A 15,631-nucleotide genomic window follows, 5' to 3' on the forward strand; every position below is an offset into this window, starting at 1 on the left:
AAAATGGTGAAATTGCTGCTCGCATGCACGGGCATCCTGCTGTTCCCGTCCGCCGGGGCAGCTCCGAAAGAGAGTACGCTCCGCAACGACAAATTGCAGGTCACGGTCGACGGCCGGGGCCGCCTGACCAGCATCAAAAACCTCGAAACCGGCCGGGACTACGCCGGAGGCGACTACCTCTGGCGCCTCTACTACGACACGCAGAAGGCCAAGGAGATCGAAGTGCTGCCCGACGAGCAGACGCCCCGCATCTCGCGCAGGGGCGACACGATCACGGTGATCTACGACCGCCTGAACGCCACCGACTTCAGCACCCGCGAGGCGGTGACGCTCGACATGCGCCTCACGCTCGACATCACGCTCGAGGGCGACGAGGTGCGCTTCGCGTCGAAGATCGAGAACCGCGAGCCCCACACGATCGTCCGCGAACTGCACTACCCGCTGGTGGGCGGCATGCCGCTTCCCGAAGACCACAAACTGCTGCTCACCCACACCGGAGGCCAGCTCTACGACAATCCCAAAGCGGTGATTTTCCGTCACAGCAACGCCTCGCCCTACAAGGCCCCGGCGCAGAAGTTCCGCCAGATGGACGCCAAATACCCCATGCGCACCGTCACGGGCGGCACGGGCGGCTGCATGGCCTCCAACTGCTTCGCCTACGTGGGCGACAGCGAGGGAATCTATTTCGGCAGCCACGACACGACGTTCCAGGACACGGGACACGGTCTGCGCCTCTACCCCGACGCCGAAGGCGAATTCACGCGGCTGGAATCCGGATTCTACAAATTCCCGCAGTGCTTCGCCGGCGAAACGTGGACGTGCGACGCCAACGTCATAGCCCCCTACACGGGTTCGTGGCACGAGACCTCGAAACACTACCGCCGCTGGGCCGACACGTGGTGGGACCACCGCGACGCGCCGATGTGGGTCAAAAAGATGCGCAGCTGGCAGCGAATCATCTTCCGCCACCAGTACGGCGAACTGCTGTTCAAATACACCGACCTGCCGGGCCGCATCAAGGATGTCGGCGAGAGCGTCGGGGCCGACGCCGTCTTCACCTTCGGATGGTGGGAGACGGGCATGGACCACGGCAATCCCCACTACAACGCCGATCCCGCACAGGGCGGCGACGCGGGCTGGAAAAAGGCCATCGCCGACTACAAGAAGGACGGCGGCAAGGTGCTGCTCTACTTCAACGGCAAGCTGATCGACCGCGAGAGCGAGTTCTACAAGAGCGGCCGGGGCAAGGAGATCTGCTACCGCGACAACACGGGCGCCGAACTCTTCGAACAGTACCGCTTCACGGGTCAGGGCACGTTCCTGGCCGACTACAACGCCCGCACGTTCGTCGTGGCCGACACCCGTGCGCCGATCTGGCGCAAGATGCTGCTCGAATGGGCCGACCGCGCCCGCGAGTACGGAGCCAACAGCGTTTTCTACGATCAGCTCGGATACGGCGAGCGCGCCACCAACTGGGACCTGAGCCGGGAGTTCCCCGTGCCCAACATGCGGGTGATCGCCGACAAGGCCGAGGTGCTGAAGATGGTCCGCGACCGCAACGTCAGCTTCGACCCCGAGTTCGCGCTCGGCACCGAGTGGCTGACCGACGTCACGGCGCAGTACTGCGACTACATCCACATTTACCAGACTACCGCCGGCAAGTACAGCTTCATCGACTGGTTCCGCTACACCTTCCCCGAGATCATCGTCTCCGACCGCGAGATCCGCGACGACACGGACATCGAACGCCGTGTGAACAACACGCTGCTGAAGGGTCTGCGCAACGACATCGAAATTTACCGCTGCCGCGACCTGATCGACAAAACGCCGCACTACCAGGCCTATCTGGCCCAGGTGAACGCCATCAAAGGCAAGTACGAAGACCTGCTGCTGGTCGGCACCTACCGCGACACGGAGGGCTTCACGCTGTCGAATCCCGGCATCGAGGCGCGCGCCTACACCAACGGCGACGGCATGGCCATAGTGGCCACCCGCACCGAGGAGGGGGCGGCCGTGAAGGGTGCGATCGAGGTTCCGGGCTACCGTTTCACGGAGGCTTCGACGCTGGGCGGCGCACAGGTATCGCCCGACGGCCGCGAGGTGACGCTGGGCCAATACGACCTCGCCGTGCTGATTTACGAAAAGACGAAGTGACCATGCGCGGGCTGCAACCAGATGCAACGACGAGAGCTTCCGCCACCCGCGTGTCGGAAGCTCCCGTCCTGCGTATCGCCAACCGCCACGTCTCGGCCCTGGTATGTCTCCCCGATGCCGAACGCGGCTACTACCGGGGCACGCGCTTCGACTGGGGCGGCGTCGTGCGCGACCTGCGCAGCCGGGGCCACCGCTACGTCTCGGAGTGGCAGCCGCGCCACGATCCCCTGCGGCACGACGGCCTGACCGGCCCCGCGGACGAATTTACCCAGATCGGTTACGAGCGGGCACGCCCCGGACAGGAGTTCCTCAAAATCGGGGTCGGCACGCTGCGCAAGTTCTCCGACCACCCCTACGACCGGTTCCGCCTCTACGAGATCGTCGATCCCGGCATTTGGGAGACGACCGCCGAGCGCGACCGCGTCGGGTTCCGCCACCGGCTGCTGACCGACGAATACGGCTACGACTACCGCAAGACGCTGCGGCTGACCGACGCCCCGGGCCTGCGGATCGAGTACACGCTCAAAAACCTCGGACCCGCGCCGCTCATGGGCCATGTCTACAACCACAACTTCTTCACGCCGGACCGCATGGCCACGGGTCCCGACACCTCGATCCATTTCCCGTTCCGCCCCGAGGGAACGTGGCGCGAAGCCTACGACAGCGTGGCGCTGACGCCCGACGGCGTCGCTTTCAGCCGTCCGCTGAACCCGGGCGAATCGGTCTTCATGGGCGACCTTCACGGTCAGGACCCTGCGACGCCGGGGTACGGATTCAGTCTCCGCAACCTCCGCACGGGAGCGGGCGTCCGGGCCTCGGGCAGCGGACAGTTGTCGCACATGGTCTTCTGGGCCTGCCCTACGGCAGCCTGTCTCGAACCCTACATCCCGTTCCGGGTCTTCCCCGGGGAGACGGGCGTGTGGCACATCGACTACGAACTGCTGGTATAAGAGAAACCCCGGGGCTCAGGCTCCGGGGTTTTCCTTAGGTGTCGTGCAGGCATCGACCAGGTAGACGATCGAGACGTAGGGCACGCCCGAACGGGCCGAAAGCCCGATCTCACACGTGCGGCTGTTCGAATAACCCGCCTTCACGCCCGAGCGTTCGATGACGGGCCGCAGTTTGCGCAGGGCCCAGGCGTTGACCTCGGGGTGCGTGAATCCGCGGTCGCCGGCGAATCCGCAGCATCCGACCTCCTCGGGCACCACCACCTCGTCGGCACACAGCCGCGCCAGCGAAACAATCACCCCGGCCAGCCCCATGCGGCGCATCGAGCAGGTGACATGCACGGCGACAGGTCCCGGCTGGGGCCGGAACTCCAGCCGGTCGCGCAGGAAGGTCCAGATAAACTCCGCCGGTTCGTACAATTTCATGCGGCCGATCTTTTCGCGCATGCGGTGCAGGCACGGGCTCTGGTCGCACAGCACCGGCCAGCGACCCTCCCCGCTGGCGCGCCACAGCGCCTCTTCCAGCTCGGCGGTCTTGCGGTCGGCGATGTCGGCCATGCCCTTGCTCTCCCAGATCGTGCCGCAGCAGAGACGTTCCATGTTCTCGGGAAAAACAACCTCGTAACCTGCCTTGCGGAGCAGCGCGACCATCTTGCCGGCCAGCGGTTCCGCGACCGGGGTTTCACGGGCGAGGCCCATCGTCCGGTTGATGCAGCTCGGGAAATAGACCACCTTGTCCGGTTCCGGCGCGGGCGCCGTGCGCAGCGTTTCGGGCATCCGGTAGGCCCGCGGCATCGAAGGCAGCCATTGGGGAAGCCCCAGCGCATGCAGGCCCTTCGTCACGGTTGTCATCGTCCGCGTTCCGAACACCCGGTGCGTCGCATCGGCCATCGTCAGCACGGGGCGCAGGACGCTTTTCAGTCCGGCGAAATGACGGGCAGCGAATTCCCCGGCGGCATGTCCCGCACTCCCGGGCGGCACCCGCAACGCACGCAGGGCGTGGGTCAACTCTCCCGTATTGATTCCCACGGGACAGCTCGTCGAGCAGAGCCCGTCCCCGGCGCAGGTCCGCTCCCCGGGATAACGGTAGCCGCGTTCGAGCTCCCGCACGAGGCGCGGATTCCCGCCGGAGGCTTTCAGCCGGGCGATCTCGCGGCGCACGACGATGCGCTGGCGCGACGAAAGGGTCAGCCCGCACGTCAGGCAGTTCACCTCGCAGAACCCGCATTCGATGCAGCGGTCGATCAGAGGATCGGTCAGCGGCAGCGGTTTGAAATGGGAGAGATGGCAGCGGGGATCGTCGTTGAAGATCACCCCGGGGTTCAGCAGCCCCGCGGGGTCGAACAGCTCTTTGACGGCCCGCATCACGGCACAGGCGGCGTCGCCCCACTCGCGGCGAAGGAAGGGCGCCATGTTGCGCCCCGTGCCGTGCTCGGCTTTGAGCGAGCCGTCGTACCTGCCGACGACGAGTTCCGCAACGTCGTCCATCAGCGCCTCGTAGCGGGCCGCCTCGGCCGGGGTCGAGAACGACTGGTTGATGATGAAATGGTAGTTGCCCTCGAGCGCGTGCCCGTAGATGCAGGCGTCGTCGTAGCCGTGGCGGGCAATCAACGCCTGCAGTTCGGCGGTCGCACGGGGCAGGTCCCCGATATGAAAGGCGACATCTTCGATCAGGCAGGTGGTCCCGGCGGGACGGCTGCCGCCCACCGCCGGGAAGATGCCCGAACGGAGGGCCCAAAACTTCGCCTGCTCGGCCGGATCGTCGGTGAACCGGGCGGGAACATAAAGCGCAAAGCGCCCCAGCAACTCCCCGATGCGGACGACGTTGGCGGCCAGCTCCTCGGGTGTGTGAGCCTTGGTCTCGGTCAGCAGGGCCGTCAACCCCTCGCCCGTGGCATCGCCGACCGATGCCAGCGACTTGCGGTCGAGCATCTCGGCGCTGTGCACGATGCGCTCCCCGGCGGCGTCCTGCAATTTGCGCATCTCCACGACGGCCCGGCTCGCCTCGCCGATGTCGCTGAAATAGACCATCGCGCTGGCCTTGTGTTCGTATTCGCGCTCGGTGCGCATCGTAACCCCGGCCAGAAACGCCAGCGTCCCCTCGGAACCGACCATAAGGTGGGCGATGATCTCGAACGGATCGTCGAAGCGCACCAGCGGCAGCAGGTTCAGCCCCATGACATTTTTGATCGAATATTTATGCAGGATACGCTCCGTCAGGGCCTTGTCGCCGCGAACCCGGTCGCGCAGCGCTTCAATGGCTCGCAGGAACTCCGCATGGCTCTCCGAAAAGGCCCGGCGGCTCGCCTCGTCACCCGTATCGAGCAGCGTGCCGTCGGCCAGCACCAGGCGCGCCGAAAGCAGCATCCGGTCGCTGTTGGCGTGGGTGCCGCAATTCATGCCCGAGGCGTTGTTCATCACGATACCGCCCACCATCGCGCTTCGGATCGAAGCCGGGTCGGGCGGGAAGCGGTATCCATACGATTTCAGCACCTCGTTGACCCGGGCCCCCACGACGCCGGGCTGAAGCCGCACGGCGCGGCCTCCGTCGAGCACCTCGCAGCGCTCCCAATGCTTACCCGCCACCACGAGCACCGAGTCGCTGACGGCCTGCCCCGAGAGGCTCGTGCCCGCGGCCCGGAAGGTCAGGGGCACACCCAGCCGGGCGGCCTCCTGCATGAGCCGCACGACCTCGTCTTCGCCGGCGGCACGCACGACGATCTGCGGAACGAGGCGGTAAAAGCCCGCGTCGGCGCCCCACGCCAGCCGGCGCAGATAATCGGTATAAACCCGTTCGCGGGGCATGAAAGCACGCACGGCGTGCAGAAATCTGCGGTATTTTTCGGTCATGTTTTTAGCAATTAAAAACAGGAGAGACGACCGCCTCTCCTGACAAATATACGAAATCGGACGGTTCGTTGTAACGCCTAACAGCCGCCGTCCGCCTGCGCCAGCAGTCCGTAGAAGGCCGCTTCGCCGATATGCTCCGCGGGTGCGATGCGGGTCAGCCCCGCGACGTCGCTCAGTCCGTCGCGCAGGGCCGCCTCCATATAGGAGAACGAACGCGAAATCTGACCGCCCAGCAGGAGGCATTCGACGCCGTGTTCGACGAGCAGGTCGCGCAGCGCGGCGGCCAGGATGCCCCCGACCGTTGCGAACGTCTCGCGGGCCCGGGCATCCCCTTCGCCGGCCATGCGGCCCAGGTCGGCCACCGTCAGCGCCGGGTCCGTATGTCCCGCAAGCTCGCCGTAGATGCGCAGGAATCCCCGTTTCGAGGCATAGTCCTCCAGAATGCCGTCGCGGTAGGGAAGGTTGAAGATCACCACCTTCGGGCCGCCCGCCGGGTTGCACAGCACCCGCCCGTCACGGCTCAGGGCGAAGCCCAGCCCCGTCCCGAGCGACACGAGCGCCGAAGCGCCGTATCCGGCGGCGTTGCCCCGGGCGATCTCCCCGGCCAGCGCGGCGTTCACGTCCTGCATGAAGCGTATCTCCGCATCGGCGGGAACGCCGGGCATCGCATACAGCACACTGCGCAGGTCGACACCGCAGATGCTATGGAACTTGTGCGTCATGCGGGAGATGCCGGCCGCATAGTCGAACGGTCCGGGAATGGCGATACCGATGCCGGCAAGCTCCATGCCCCGCTCGGCAGCGAAGGCCGCGCCCCTGGCCACCGCAGCGGCCAGGGAGCCTTCGATCTCCGCGCGCGAGCCCTCCGAACGGACCGGACAACTGAACTCCGATCCGGGCAGGAGCCGCCCGGCGGCATCCGCCACGGCCGATTTGAGGAACGTCCCCCCGACATCGAGCAGCAGGCGGCAGCTATTCTTTGTCAAACCCATCTTTAAGCATCGTTTTGTGGACGCTGATGGGTTCCGTGCGGAGGTTCTCGATCACGTAACGGCCCATGTCCGCGGGAACCACGACCATATCCATGTATTCGGCATCGAAATAACGTTCGGGCTGTGCGACGGAACGGATGCGGATGCGTTCGCCGTCCACGAGCGTCAGCACGTGGAACTTGCCGCAGGTGTCGTCCTCGATGCGTTTCTCGAATTCGAGGCGGCGCAGCGTGAAGTAGAGCAGGTCGTGCTCACCGACGATCTTCTCGGCCCAGCCGTCGCCCTCGCGCACCGTGCGGGGCTGCTGGACGATGTTGCTGCGCACCCAGCTGGTCGTGCGCTCGTAAGCCAGCGTCCGCTCGCCGTGCCACGTGTGGATGGGGCGCGGCTTGCCGTCGAGGTCGGCGCGCAGGTAGTCGTAGAGCTTGTAGGTATAGGAGCCGATCGTGAGGCTGCCGATTTCGAGCACCACCTGGTTGCGGCCCGACGAGTGGATCGTTCCGGCGGGAAGCATCACCTGCAGACCGGGCTTCGAATCCTCGTAGCTGACATATTTCAGGTAGTCCACGGGCTTGTATTCGGTGTCGGCCAGTTTGATATCGCGGATGAACTGCTCGGTGTCGGCTCCGTCGCGGAACCCGACGAAGGTCTTGGCGTCCTGTCCGGCCACCACCACGTAGTAGCTCTCGTCCTGACGGCCCAGTTCGCCGAAATGTTCCTGGTTGTATTTGGCTCCCGAATGCACTTGGATCGACATGTTTCCGTTGCTGTGGAACGTATCGTCGTAGTTGAAGCGGATGGGGAAATAGCCGCCGAACTTCTCGACGCACGGCCGGCCCATGATGGCCTCGCCCTCCTTCTGCACGAACGAGAAATAGGGGAAGTCTATCTTCTCGTCCCCGGCCTCGACGACGATCGACACCTCCATCGGGATCAGGTCGAAGACCCATGCGCAGTTGCGCATCGTGTCGGGCAGATTGCGCAGCTTTTTGACATAGGTGCCGCCCCACACGCCCTCGAGATAGACCGGCTTGCAGCGGAACGGATAGCAGGCCAGCGACCGGAAGATGTCGGACAGCGCCTCCATCGGAATCATGTGGATATGGTCGGGACGGTCCGAAGCCATGTAATAGTCGAGCAGTTCGCCGCGCAGCAGCTTGCCGCGGTGGCGCACACCCATCTCGAAATCGGCGTAGTAGCAGCGGCGAATCACCCGGTTGGCCGGAGCGGCCACCTTGTCGCCGAGGTTGGCGAACTGGCCGCGGCGGATGCGGAGGATCGCCTCCTTGGGCGTCACGTCGAAATAGCATTTGATGTCATAGAGTCCGCGCACCTCATCGACCAGGCATCCGCTGCCGTAGACCAACAGCACACGTCCTGTGGCGGCAGGGGCCCGGAGCGCCTCGAGGCGCTGTTTGAACGCCGCGAATTTCGCCGCGTCGAACATATCCGCGTAATCGCGCTCGATCAGGCGTCCGAACAACAGCGACGGGTCTTTCGAAGTGTCCCATTCCAGATTCGGGTTAATCATGTCGGCGATCTCCTGCTCGGATTTGAGCACCTCGGTAAAGGCCACGACATCCAATTCGATCCCTTTGCCCAGGAGTTGCTGCGAGAGCAGGTTGACCATCCGCGTCCAATCGGCTGTGGCGTAGCCGTCGAATCCGACGACGATATTCCTGCCGGGTGCGGCCTTCAGGCGGGAGACGATATCCCCGGCCAGTGCGGCGGCAGCCTTGGGGGTTCCAGCAACGACCGCCTCGACGGTCTTCTTCGGGAGTGCCGGGCGGTTGACGGCACGGGGGTCGTCATACGGGAAAGGGTTATACATGAAACTCATAAAAAATACGATTTTATAGGGTTAATTGTTTATCTCGTGATATTCGAAATCCATGATCTCGGCCAGCATGCCCAGCTCGCGCAGGTAGTCGCCGTCGACGATGGCGAAATGCTGCGTGGTGCCGATCTTCAGAATCTCCTCGAAGAGCCGCTCGACGGGGACCACCGGGCGGAAAATGCTGTGCGAATAGGTGGCCAGGATGTGATCGCCTTCGAGCGAATCGACCAGCGTGGCGACCAGCTTGTAGCGGCCGTCGCACTCCACCAGCTGCGCCATGGTCTTGCGCCCCGGCGAGATGCGGTACCAGGCGAACGGAGCTCCGGCATACTTGTAGGAGGTCTTGGCGAAGCGCACGTCGCGGGCGATCACCACGTTCTGCTGCCAGGCGGGGTCGTTGTGGTCGTTGGGACCGGCATGCCCGCCGGCGAAGGTGCCGTAATCGGATTCGATGTGGAACGGCTCGAGGAAGTTGACGTTCTTGCCCGAAATCAGTTTCAGCAGGTAGGTGATGAGCCCCGCGCCGATGTCTGCCTCGGGAACCAGCACCGAGCAGTTGTCGTTGAACCACGGGTGATAGAACCCGGCGCGCAGGCCCACCAGCTCGAACATGGCCCGGTCGATGTCGTTGAAGACCATCACGTCGATATCCGATCGTTCGGCCATCTTCTGCAGGCCGATCGAGGCGCGCACCGAAGCTTCGAACTTGTCGCGCGCCACGTCGTCCATCATCTTGTAGCGCGAGGTCAGCTCGCCGCAGTACGCCTGCAGCTCCTTGTCGCTCACCGCGTCGATCACCTCGCCGTAGACCGAATAGGGCAGGAAACGAATCTCGGGCCCCAGTTTGGTGAACAGGTCATAGGGGTCGATGTAGGTCGACCACATGGCCTCGTTGTAGTTGGCCAGCAGTCCCACGTTCGACTGGCGGAGAATGGCGCGGGCGCGGGCCGCCGAAGCGAAGAGGCGGATCTGCTCCGTGACCTCCTCGCGCGAACCCATCACGACCTTCACGTGCCGGCGTCCCGTACGGGGCACCGATCCGGAGGCTTCGAGCGAGCCGACGAGCGTCCCGGCGCAAAGGTAGTCGATGAAGTCGTCCTCGTCCAGCGTGTCCCGGAACGAAACATGGTCTTTGGCGACGTTGACGAAGAGGATCGGCACCTCGGGCATGTCCCGCAGGAAGCGTATCCACGCGAAGTCCTCGGACCACGAAAGGAACTCGGCGATGACGAAGTCGACCTTCTCCATGTAGAAATGGTCCATGGCGTCCATGGCCTCCTGCTTGTCGTAGACGATCCCGGGGAACACGACGTCGAGGAATCCCATCGTCGCAAGTATCTTTTTCACATCGGCGTCCTTGCGCTGGGCATACGTGCCCCGCCGGAGCCCTTCGCCCAGCGTCTTGAAGCGGGGCGACGCGATCAGCAGCAGACCTGCTTTCGCTTTTCTGGTTTTCTGGTTACTATTCATGTCTGATCTTGTTATAATCCCTCATATAGAAATATTTGGCTCCGAGAAGCATCACCACGCCGCACACGAGCCACACGACGGCCAGCATCGAGATGCCGAACGACAGCCCCGCGGCCTGCTTCACCATACCCAGCACCAGCGGAGCCAGTGCGCCGATGGCGAATCCGGTCATGATCATCACGCCCGAAGCCGAGGAGTGGTACCGGGGCGGGATGACGTCGTAAAGCACCGTGTAGGTGTTGGCGTCGAAGAACGCACGGGCGAAGCCGAAGCCGGCAAAGCCGATATAGATGACCCACAGCGTAGCCGAATTGCCCATCAGGACGATGAACGGCACGGCGGCCAGCAGTCCGAAGCCCTGCATGGCCATGCGCCACGCGGGATGCAGGCTCCCGAGCTTGTCCGAAAGGCGTCCGGCCAGCAGCACGCCGACAAAGGCGAACAGGTGGGTGTAGAACATCGAGTGAAATCCGGCGCCCGCGAGGTCCATGCCGAAATTCTCGTAGAGATAGGTCGGCATCCACGTAAGGTAGCCCGTCAGCACGAAGATCAGTCCGGCGAAGCAGACGGTGAGGATCAGGGCCGTGGGGGTCGTGAAGACCATGCGGAAGCCCTCCATCAGCCGCGGCTTGGGTTCCGCGGCCTCCGCGGCGGCGACGGCGGCCGGCTCCTTCTTGTCCTTCAGCCGCACGGCCATGACGATGCCGTGCACGACGCCGATGGCGCCGAAGATGTAAAAGGCGCTGCGCCAGCCCCACAGCTGTCCGATATAGCCCGCGGCATAGCCGCTGATGATGATGCCGATGTAGTAGGCCGTCTGGTGGACCGACATGGCGAAGGCCCGCGTCTTGTCGTGGTACTGCGCCAGCAGCGAATAGTTGGCCGGTCCGAAGAAGGCCTCGCCGCCGCCCGTGGCGACGCTGCGCATCAGCACGAGCATCACGAAACCGTTGCAAAGGCCCGTGAACATCGTGGCCACGCTCCAGAACAGGATGCTTCCCGTGACGATCCACTTACGGCTGAAACGGTCGCCCACCAGTCCGCCGATGGGCACCAGCAGGGCGTAAAAAAGGTTGAAGACCGTGGCGATGGAGCCGATGGCCACATCGCTCAGCCCCAGATCCTCGCGGATGAGCGGAAGCACCACGTTGAAGACCTGCCGGTCGGCCTGGTTCAGGAGATAGGCGACCCACAGCAGGGCCAGCACCTCCCATTTGTACTTCGGGTTTTTCTTCCCGGCGGTTGCAGTTGTCATTGGTTATAGCTTAGGTTAATAGAGCATATCCTGATTGGTTCCGGCGGCCTTGCGTTCGACGGCTTCGCCGCGGAACGGCACGGCGCTGCGCTCCATCAGCAGCATCGGGGCGTCCCACACCGGACAGCCGGTCAGTTTCATACGGCCTCCGTCGCGGCTGCCGTGGGGCAGCGGCAGGTCGAAGATGCGGCCCGTGACGGCATCCACGAGTACGGGGTCTTTGAGCGAAAGTCCCTCGACGCTCAGCTCGACCTTGTCCCAGGCCAGTTCATCGCCCGGAATCCGGTCGGAGTACCAGAACATCACGCCGATCGGCTTGTCGTCGGCATCCGAGAGCCCCACGAGCGCAATCTCACGGGCCGTATTGGCCGTGAATGCCGGCCTTCCCGCGGGTTTCACCCCGCTGTGCAGCAGGTTGACCATGTGCTGCATGGCATGGTACGACGGCCGTTTGTAGACCACCTGTTTCAGCAGGTTCGTGCGCAGCAGCCCGAACGACTGCAACATATTGGGATACTGGTTGTCGACGATGGCGAAGATCGACGAACGGATGCCCAGCGCAAAATCGTTGGCCAGACGCCGTGCGACCCATTTGGCCTGGCTGTACTCGCTCCACTCGTGGTAGCGCAGCGCATGGGCCCATTCGAGAATCGACGGACAGCCGCTCTCGCCCTGGAACAGGCGGATGCGCGGATCGTACGAGGCGACGAGCTCGGCCAGCGCTTCGATGCCGGGCGTGGCGTCGTCGGGATTTTCGTGGTAGGGATGGAAGCTCACATAGTCGATGAGGCCCAGTTTGCCGCGCTCGCGGAGAATGTCCAGCACGCGGCCCGTGAAGCCGACCGGCATGCGCGAAAGCCCGAAGCCGATGATGACCGCCCCGGAATCGACCTTGCGGACGGCTTCCGCCGTGCGGATCAGCAGTTCGGCATAGGCCGCGGACTGGTCGGCGCCCCGGAGGTTCGGCTCGTTCCACACCTCCCACTCGCTGACGCGCCCTTTGTAACGACGCGCCACGGCCGTCACATAGCGCTCCCAGGCCTGCAGCGTCTTTTCATCGGTAAAGATGCGCGATCCGAGGCTCTTCTGCGCCCCGTAAACCGGATTTCCGTAGGCGAGGCACATCCACGGGCGGATGCCCTGCCCGCGAAGTCCGTCGACCGCTTCGTCGAGCCACTCGAATTCGTATTTGCCCTTCTCTTTCTCGCAGCGGGCCCAGCCGCTCTGGATACGCGCGGCGCCTACTCCCAATTCGCCCACATAGGGTTTGTAAGCCGAGAAATCGGCATATTCGCGGTCGAGACACTCGCAGCCCACCGACCAGCGCGGATTGGCCAGCTCACGCGAGGAGGCTGTCGACACCAGGCCGATCTGTTCGAGCCCGGGGGAGACCGTCTGCAACTTTTTCCAGGTCAGCGACCAATGCTGTGCAGGGGCGGCCAATGCGAGCATGAGGCCCGACAAGCTGAGAAAGAAAGTTTTTTTCATTTTAAAAAAGTGGTTAGCGGTTTTTTTCCTATATTTGTGTCTCCACAACATAAAAGTTGTGAGGTGTGGTAATTGCCCTGATTGGTGTTGTGTAGTGTGGTGCAAATATACGCAAAAAAACAAACAAACCAATAATTATTTCATTTTTTTAAACGAGAGACATGCCGGAAACGATTAAAATAGACCACGAGAGCCAAATACCGGTTTACAAACAGATCGTAGGACAGGTGGAAGAATTGGTACGCAGCGGCGAATATCCCGACGGATGCCTGCTGCCGTCTATGAACGAGCTCTCGGCCGCACTCGACATCTCGAAGGAAACCGTCAAAAAGGCCTATTCCATACTCCGGAACAAAGGTTTTATCGACGCCAGGCAGGGCAAAGGGTTCTATGTTTCGGCCGCAGGGGTGGCCGACAAGCTGAGCGTCCTCGTGCTGTTCGACAAGTTGAGCAACTACAAGCAGGTGCTCTTCAACTCGTTCGCCGAGGAGATCGGCGACGCGGCCGAAATCACCATCCGGCTCCACAACCAGAATGTCGACCTGCTGGAATATTACGTCGAGGAGAACCTCGACCTGTTCGACTACTACGTCATCACGCCCCACTTCCCGCTCGACGCCGCATCGCAGAAACGGGTGCTGAAGATACTCACGCGCATCCCCAACCGCAAACTGATCATGGCGGACCACTGGATGAAGGAGCTTCCGGGCAACTACGGCGCCGTCTACCAGGATTTCGCCAACGACGCTTACGAAGGGCTGGGGTACGGGCTCAAAAAACTCAAAACCTGCTCCCGGTTCAACGTCGTGACGCTGCCCTCGAGCCTCTATTACGCCTCGGTGGGCGAAGCCGTGGAGCGGTTCTGCCGTGACAACGACATCGCCGTAGAGTTCCACACGGAGATCACCCCCGAGATCATCCGCGAGAAGGAGGTTTACCTGATCCTCAACAGCCAGTACGACCTGGGACTGATCGAGCTGGTGCGCCGGGCGCGCGAGCTGAACTTCCGCGTGGGCCGCGACATCAGCATCATCTCCTACAACGAGTCGCCGATCAACGAGATCATCCTCAACGGCCTGACGACCATCTCGACCGATTTCCGGCAGATGGGCGTGCTGGTGGCCCGGATGATCCTCGAAAAATCGCTCTCTAAGGTCAAATGCGATTTCCAGATGATTCGCCGCAACACTTTTTAGGCACGACAACAATGGAGAGCCGATTCCCCGACCTCAACGTCCCGGCCCGCGAACGCATCGGCTGGGTGGACCTCCTGCGCGTGATCGCGTGCTTCCTGGTGGTCTTTTCACACAGCTGCGACGCCTTTGTCGCCGTGTTCGACAGCGATCGTGCGACATTCCTGCAGGGAGCTTTGGCCGGAAGCCTCGTCCGGGCCTGCGTGCCGTTGTTCGTGATGATGTCGGGCGTACTGCTGCTGCCCGTGCGGACCGACGCCGGGAGTTTCTTCCGCAAGCGCATCGGCCGCATCCTCGTAGCACTGGTCTTCTGGTCGCTGGCGCTGCCCGTACTCTATTTTCTCTACATGCGCTACGTCGGCTCGGCCAGCCCGTCGATCGACCCCGCGCTGTTCACCGGCGAAGCCACGCTCCGCAAGATGTGGACTTTCGTATTCAACTTCACCTACGACACCACACCGCTCTGGTATCTCTACATGCTCCTCGGACTCTATTTCATCCTGCCGATCCTGAGCGCCTGGCTCGAACGGGCCTCGCAGCGCGACCTGCGGATCATGCTCGGCATCTGGGGCCTGACGCTGCTGCTGCCCTACGTGAAGATGCTGGCCCCGATGCTGGGCTATGCCGGCAATTACGGCAACATGGGTCTCTACGGCGTCTGCGACTGGAACGAATTCGGAACGTTCTACTACGTCTCGGGCTTTGCGGGCTACCTCGTGCTGGCTTTCTACCTCGTGAAATTCCCGCCCGCGTGGAGCTGGCGCAGGACGCTGGGCATCTGCATCCCGGCTTTCCTCGTCGGCTACCTCATCACGGGGCTGGGCTACGTGATGATGCAGAAAGCGTTCCCGGGCAACTACGCCTATCTGGAGATCGTCTGGTATTTCGCCGGCATCAACGTCTTCCTGATGACCGCCCCGCTCTTCATCCTCGTACAGAAGGCCGCCGCACGGCCCCGCGCATGGCTTTCGCGGCTGGCGGGCGCCACGTTCGGCATCTACCTCTGCCACTTCATTTTCGTACAGGCGGGCTATGACCTCGTGCAGCGGATTCCGGGCCTCCCGGCGCTGGTGCGCATCGCGCTGATCGCCTGCGGAGCCTTCGCCGTGAGCTGGCTCGTGGTATGGCTCATGCAGCGCTGGCGCGTAACCCGGCGGCTCGTGGAGTAACCAAGCATTAATAAAAAATACCCGCCGTCCGGCGGGTATTTTTTTACCGGCCGTCGAAACAAACATCCCAGTCGCAAAAACGGCCCGACTCTATTCGGGAAAGATGGCCACGTTCGTGATGACAAATCCCCGGTTCGTTGAAATTCGGGCCTGCAAGGTTGTTTTTACGAGGGACAGTCGGTATCTTTGATCGATTTTTGCCGATTGTGCAACGGCCCGCGGACAACCCGAATACCCGCCGCGGGCCCCATAACAGAAACTATTTTGAATATGACA

Annotated in this window: 10 protein-coding genes; 4 read left to right on the forward strand and 6 right to left on the reverse strand. The window is 63.0% G+C overall.

The window, feature by feature from the left end; translation table 11 throughout:
* Window positions 1–3: 3 nt before the first annotated feature.
* Window positions 4–2,154: a DUF6259 domain-containing protein gene (locus tag BLU78_RS10735; RefSeq protein ID WP_244886507.1), complete on the forward strand. Its 2,151-nt coding sequence runs from the start codon at window positions 4–6 to the stop codon at window positions 2,152–2,154.
* A gap of 2 nt (window positions 2,155–2,156) precedes the next feature.
* The gene (locus BLU78_RS10740) at window positions 2,157–3,104 is read left to right on the forward strand and encodes an aldose epimerase family protein (protein ID WP_026020821.1); all 948 of its coding nucleotides are present in this window, start codon (window positions 2,157–2,159) and stop codon (window positions 3,102–3,104) included.
* A gap of 15 nt (window positions 3,105–3,119) precedes the next feature.
* On the opposite strand, the gene BLU78_RS10745 is transcribed toward BLU78_RS10740, so the two are convergent.
* The 6 genes from BLU78_RS10745 to BLU78_RS10770 all read right to left on the reverse strand — a co-directional run bounded on the left by BLU78_RS10745 (window position 3,120) and on the right by BLU78_RS10770 (window position 12,993).
* A complete protein-coding gene (locus BLU78_RS10745; RefSeq protein ID WP_010265381.1) occupies window positions 3,120–5,951 on the reverse strand; it encodes an FAD-binding and (Fe-S)-binding domain-containing protein in 2,832 nt (943 codons plus the stop codon).
* A 77-nt stretch (window positions 5,952–6,028) separates the two neighbouring features.
* On the reverse strand, window positions 6,029–6,943 hold the full coding sequence (locus BLU78_RS10750) for an ROK family protein (protein WP_010265384.1): 915 nt from the start codon (window positions 6,941–6,943) through the stop codon (window positions 6,029–6,031).
* Entirely contained in the window at window positions 6,924–8,783 is a 1,860-nt protein-coding gene (locus tag BLU78_RS10755; RefSeq protein WP_020692134.1) for a class I mannose-6-phosphate isomerase, read from the reverse strand. The genes BLU78_RS10750 and BLU78_RS10755 overlap by 20 nt, the downstream gene beginning before the upstream one ends.
* Before the next feature lie 21 nt (window positions 8,784–8,804).
* Entirely contained in the window at window positions 8,805–10,250 is a 1,446-nt protein-coding gene (locus BLU78_RS10760; RefSeq protein ID WP_010265392.1) for a hypothetical protein, read from the reverse strand.
* Window positions 10,243–11,505: an MFS transporter gene (locus BLU78_RS10765; protein ID WP_010265395.1), complete on the reverse strand. Its 1,263-nt coding sequence runs from the start codon at window positions 11,503–11,505 to the stop codon at window positions 10,243–10,245. The genes BLU78_RS10760 and BLU78_RS10765 overlap by 8 nt, the downstream gene beginning before the upstream one ends.
* 15 nt (window positions 11,506–11,520) lie before the next feature.
* Window positions 11,521–12,993, reverse strand: a complete 1,473-nt coding sequence (locus BLU78_RS10770) for a GH39 family glycosyl hydrolase (protein WP_010265398.1) — start codon at window positions 12,991–12,993, stop codon at window positions 11,521–11,523.
* 161 nt (window positions 12,994–13,154) lie between these two features.
* Between BLU78_RS10770 and BLU78_RS10775 the strand changes: the two genes are divergently transcribed.
* Both BLU78_RS10775 and BLU78_RS10780 read left to right on the forward strand, forming a co-directional pair.
* The gene (locus BLU78_RS10775; RefSeq protein ID WP_010265401.1) at window positions 13,155–14,189 is read left to right on the forward strand and encodes a GntR family transcriptional regulator; all 1,035 of its coding nucleotides are present in this window, start codon (window positions 13,155–13,157) and stop codon (window positions 14,187–14,189) included.
* Between the two features lie 11 nt (window positions 14,190–14,200).
* Window positions 14,201–15,355 (forward strand): acyltransferase, encoded by a 1,155-nt coding sequence (locus tag BLU78_RS10780; protein ID WP_010265405.1) that lies wholly within the window; start codon window positions 14,201–14,203, stop codon window positions 15,353–15,355.
* The last annotated feature ends 276 nt before the right edge of the window (window positions 15,356–15,631 follow it).

It is taken from the genome of Alistipes timonensis JC136, from assembly GCF_900107675.1.
GTDB lineage: Bacteria > Bacteroidota > Bacteroidia > Bacteroidales > Rikenellaceae > Alistipes > Alistipes timonensis.

Excerpts from the sequence above, each read along its gene's own strand:
- BLU78_RS10760 (WP_010265392.1), bottom strand. The coding sequence starts at position 10,250 with ATGAATAGTAACCAGAAAACCAGAAAAGCGAAAGCAGGTCTGCTGCTG.
- BLU78_RS10780 (WP_010265405.1), top strand. The coding sequence starts at position 14,201 with ATGGAGAGCCGATTCCCCGACCTCAACGTCCCGGCCCGCGAACGCATC.
- BLU78_RS10745 (WP_010265381.1), bottom strand. The coding sequence starts at position 5,951 with ATGACCGAAAAATACCGCAGATTTCTGCACGCCGTGCGTGCTTTCATG.
- BLU78_RS10750 (WP_010265384.1), bottom strand. The coding sequence starts at position 6,943 with ATGGGTTTGACAAAGAATAGCTGCCGCCTGCTGCTCGATGTCGGGGGG.
- BLU78_RS10735 (WP_244886507.1), top strand. The coding sequence starts at position 4 with ATGGTGAAATTGCTGCTCGCATGCACGGGCATCCTGCTGTTCCCGTCC.
- BLU78_RS10740 (WP_026020821.1), top strand. The coding sequence starts at position 2,157 with ATGCGCGGGCTGCAACCAGATGCAACGACGAGAGCTTCCGCCACCCGC.
- BLU78_RS10765 (WP_010265395.1), bottom strand. The coding sequence starts at position 11,505 with ATGACAACTGCAACCGCCGGGAAGAAAAACCCGAAGTACAAATGGGAG.
- BLU78_RS10775 (WP_010265401.1), top strand. The coding sequence starts at position 13,155 with ATGCCGGAAACGATTAAAATAGACCACGAGAGCCAAATACCGGTTTAC.
- BLU78_RS10755 (WP_020692134.1), bottom strand. The coding sequence starts at position 8,783 with ATGAGTTTCATGTATAACCCTTTCCCGTATGACGACCCCCGTGCCGTC.
- BLU78_RS10770 (WP_010265398.1), bottom strand. The coding sequence starts at position 12,993 with ATGAAAAAAACTTTCTTTCTCAGCTTGTCGGGCCTCATGCTCGCATTG.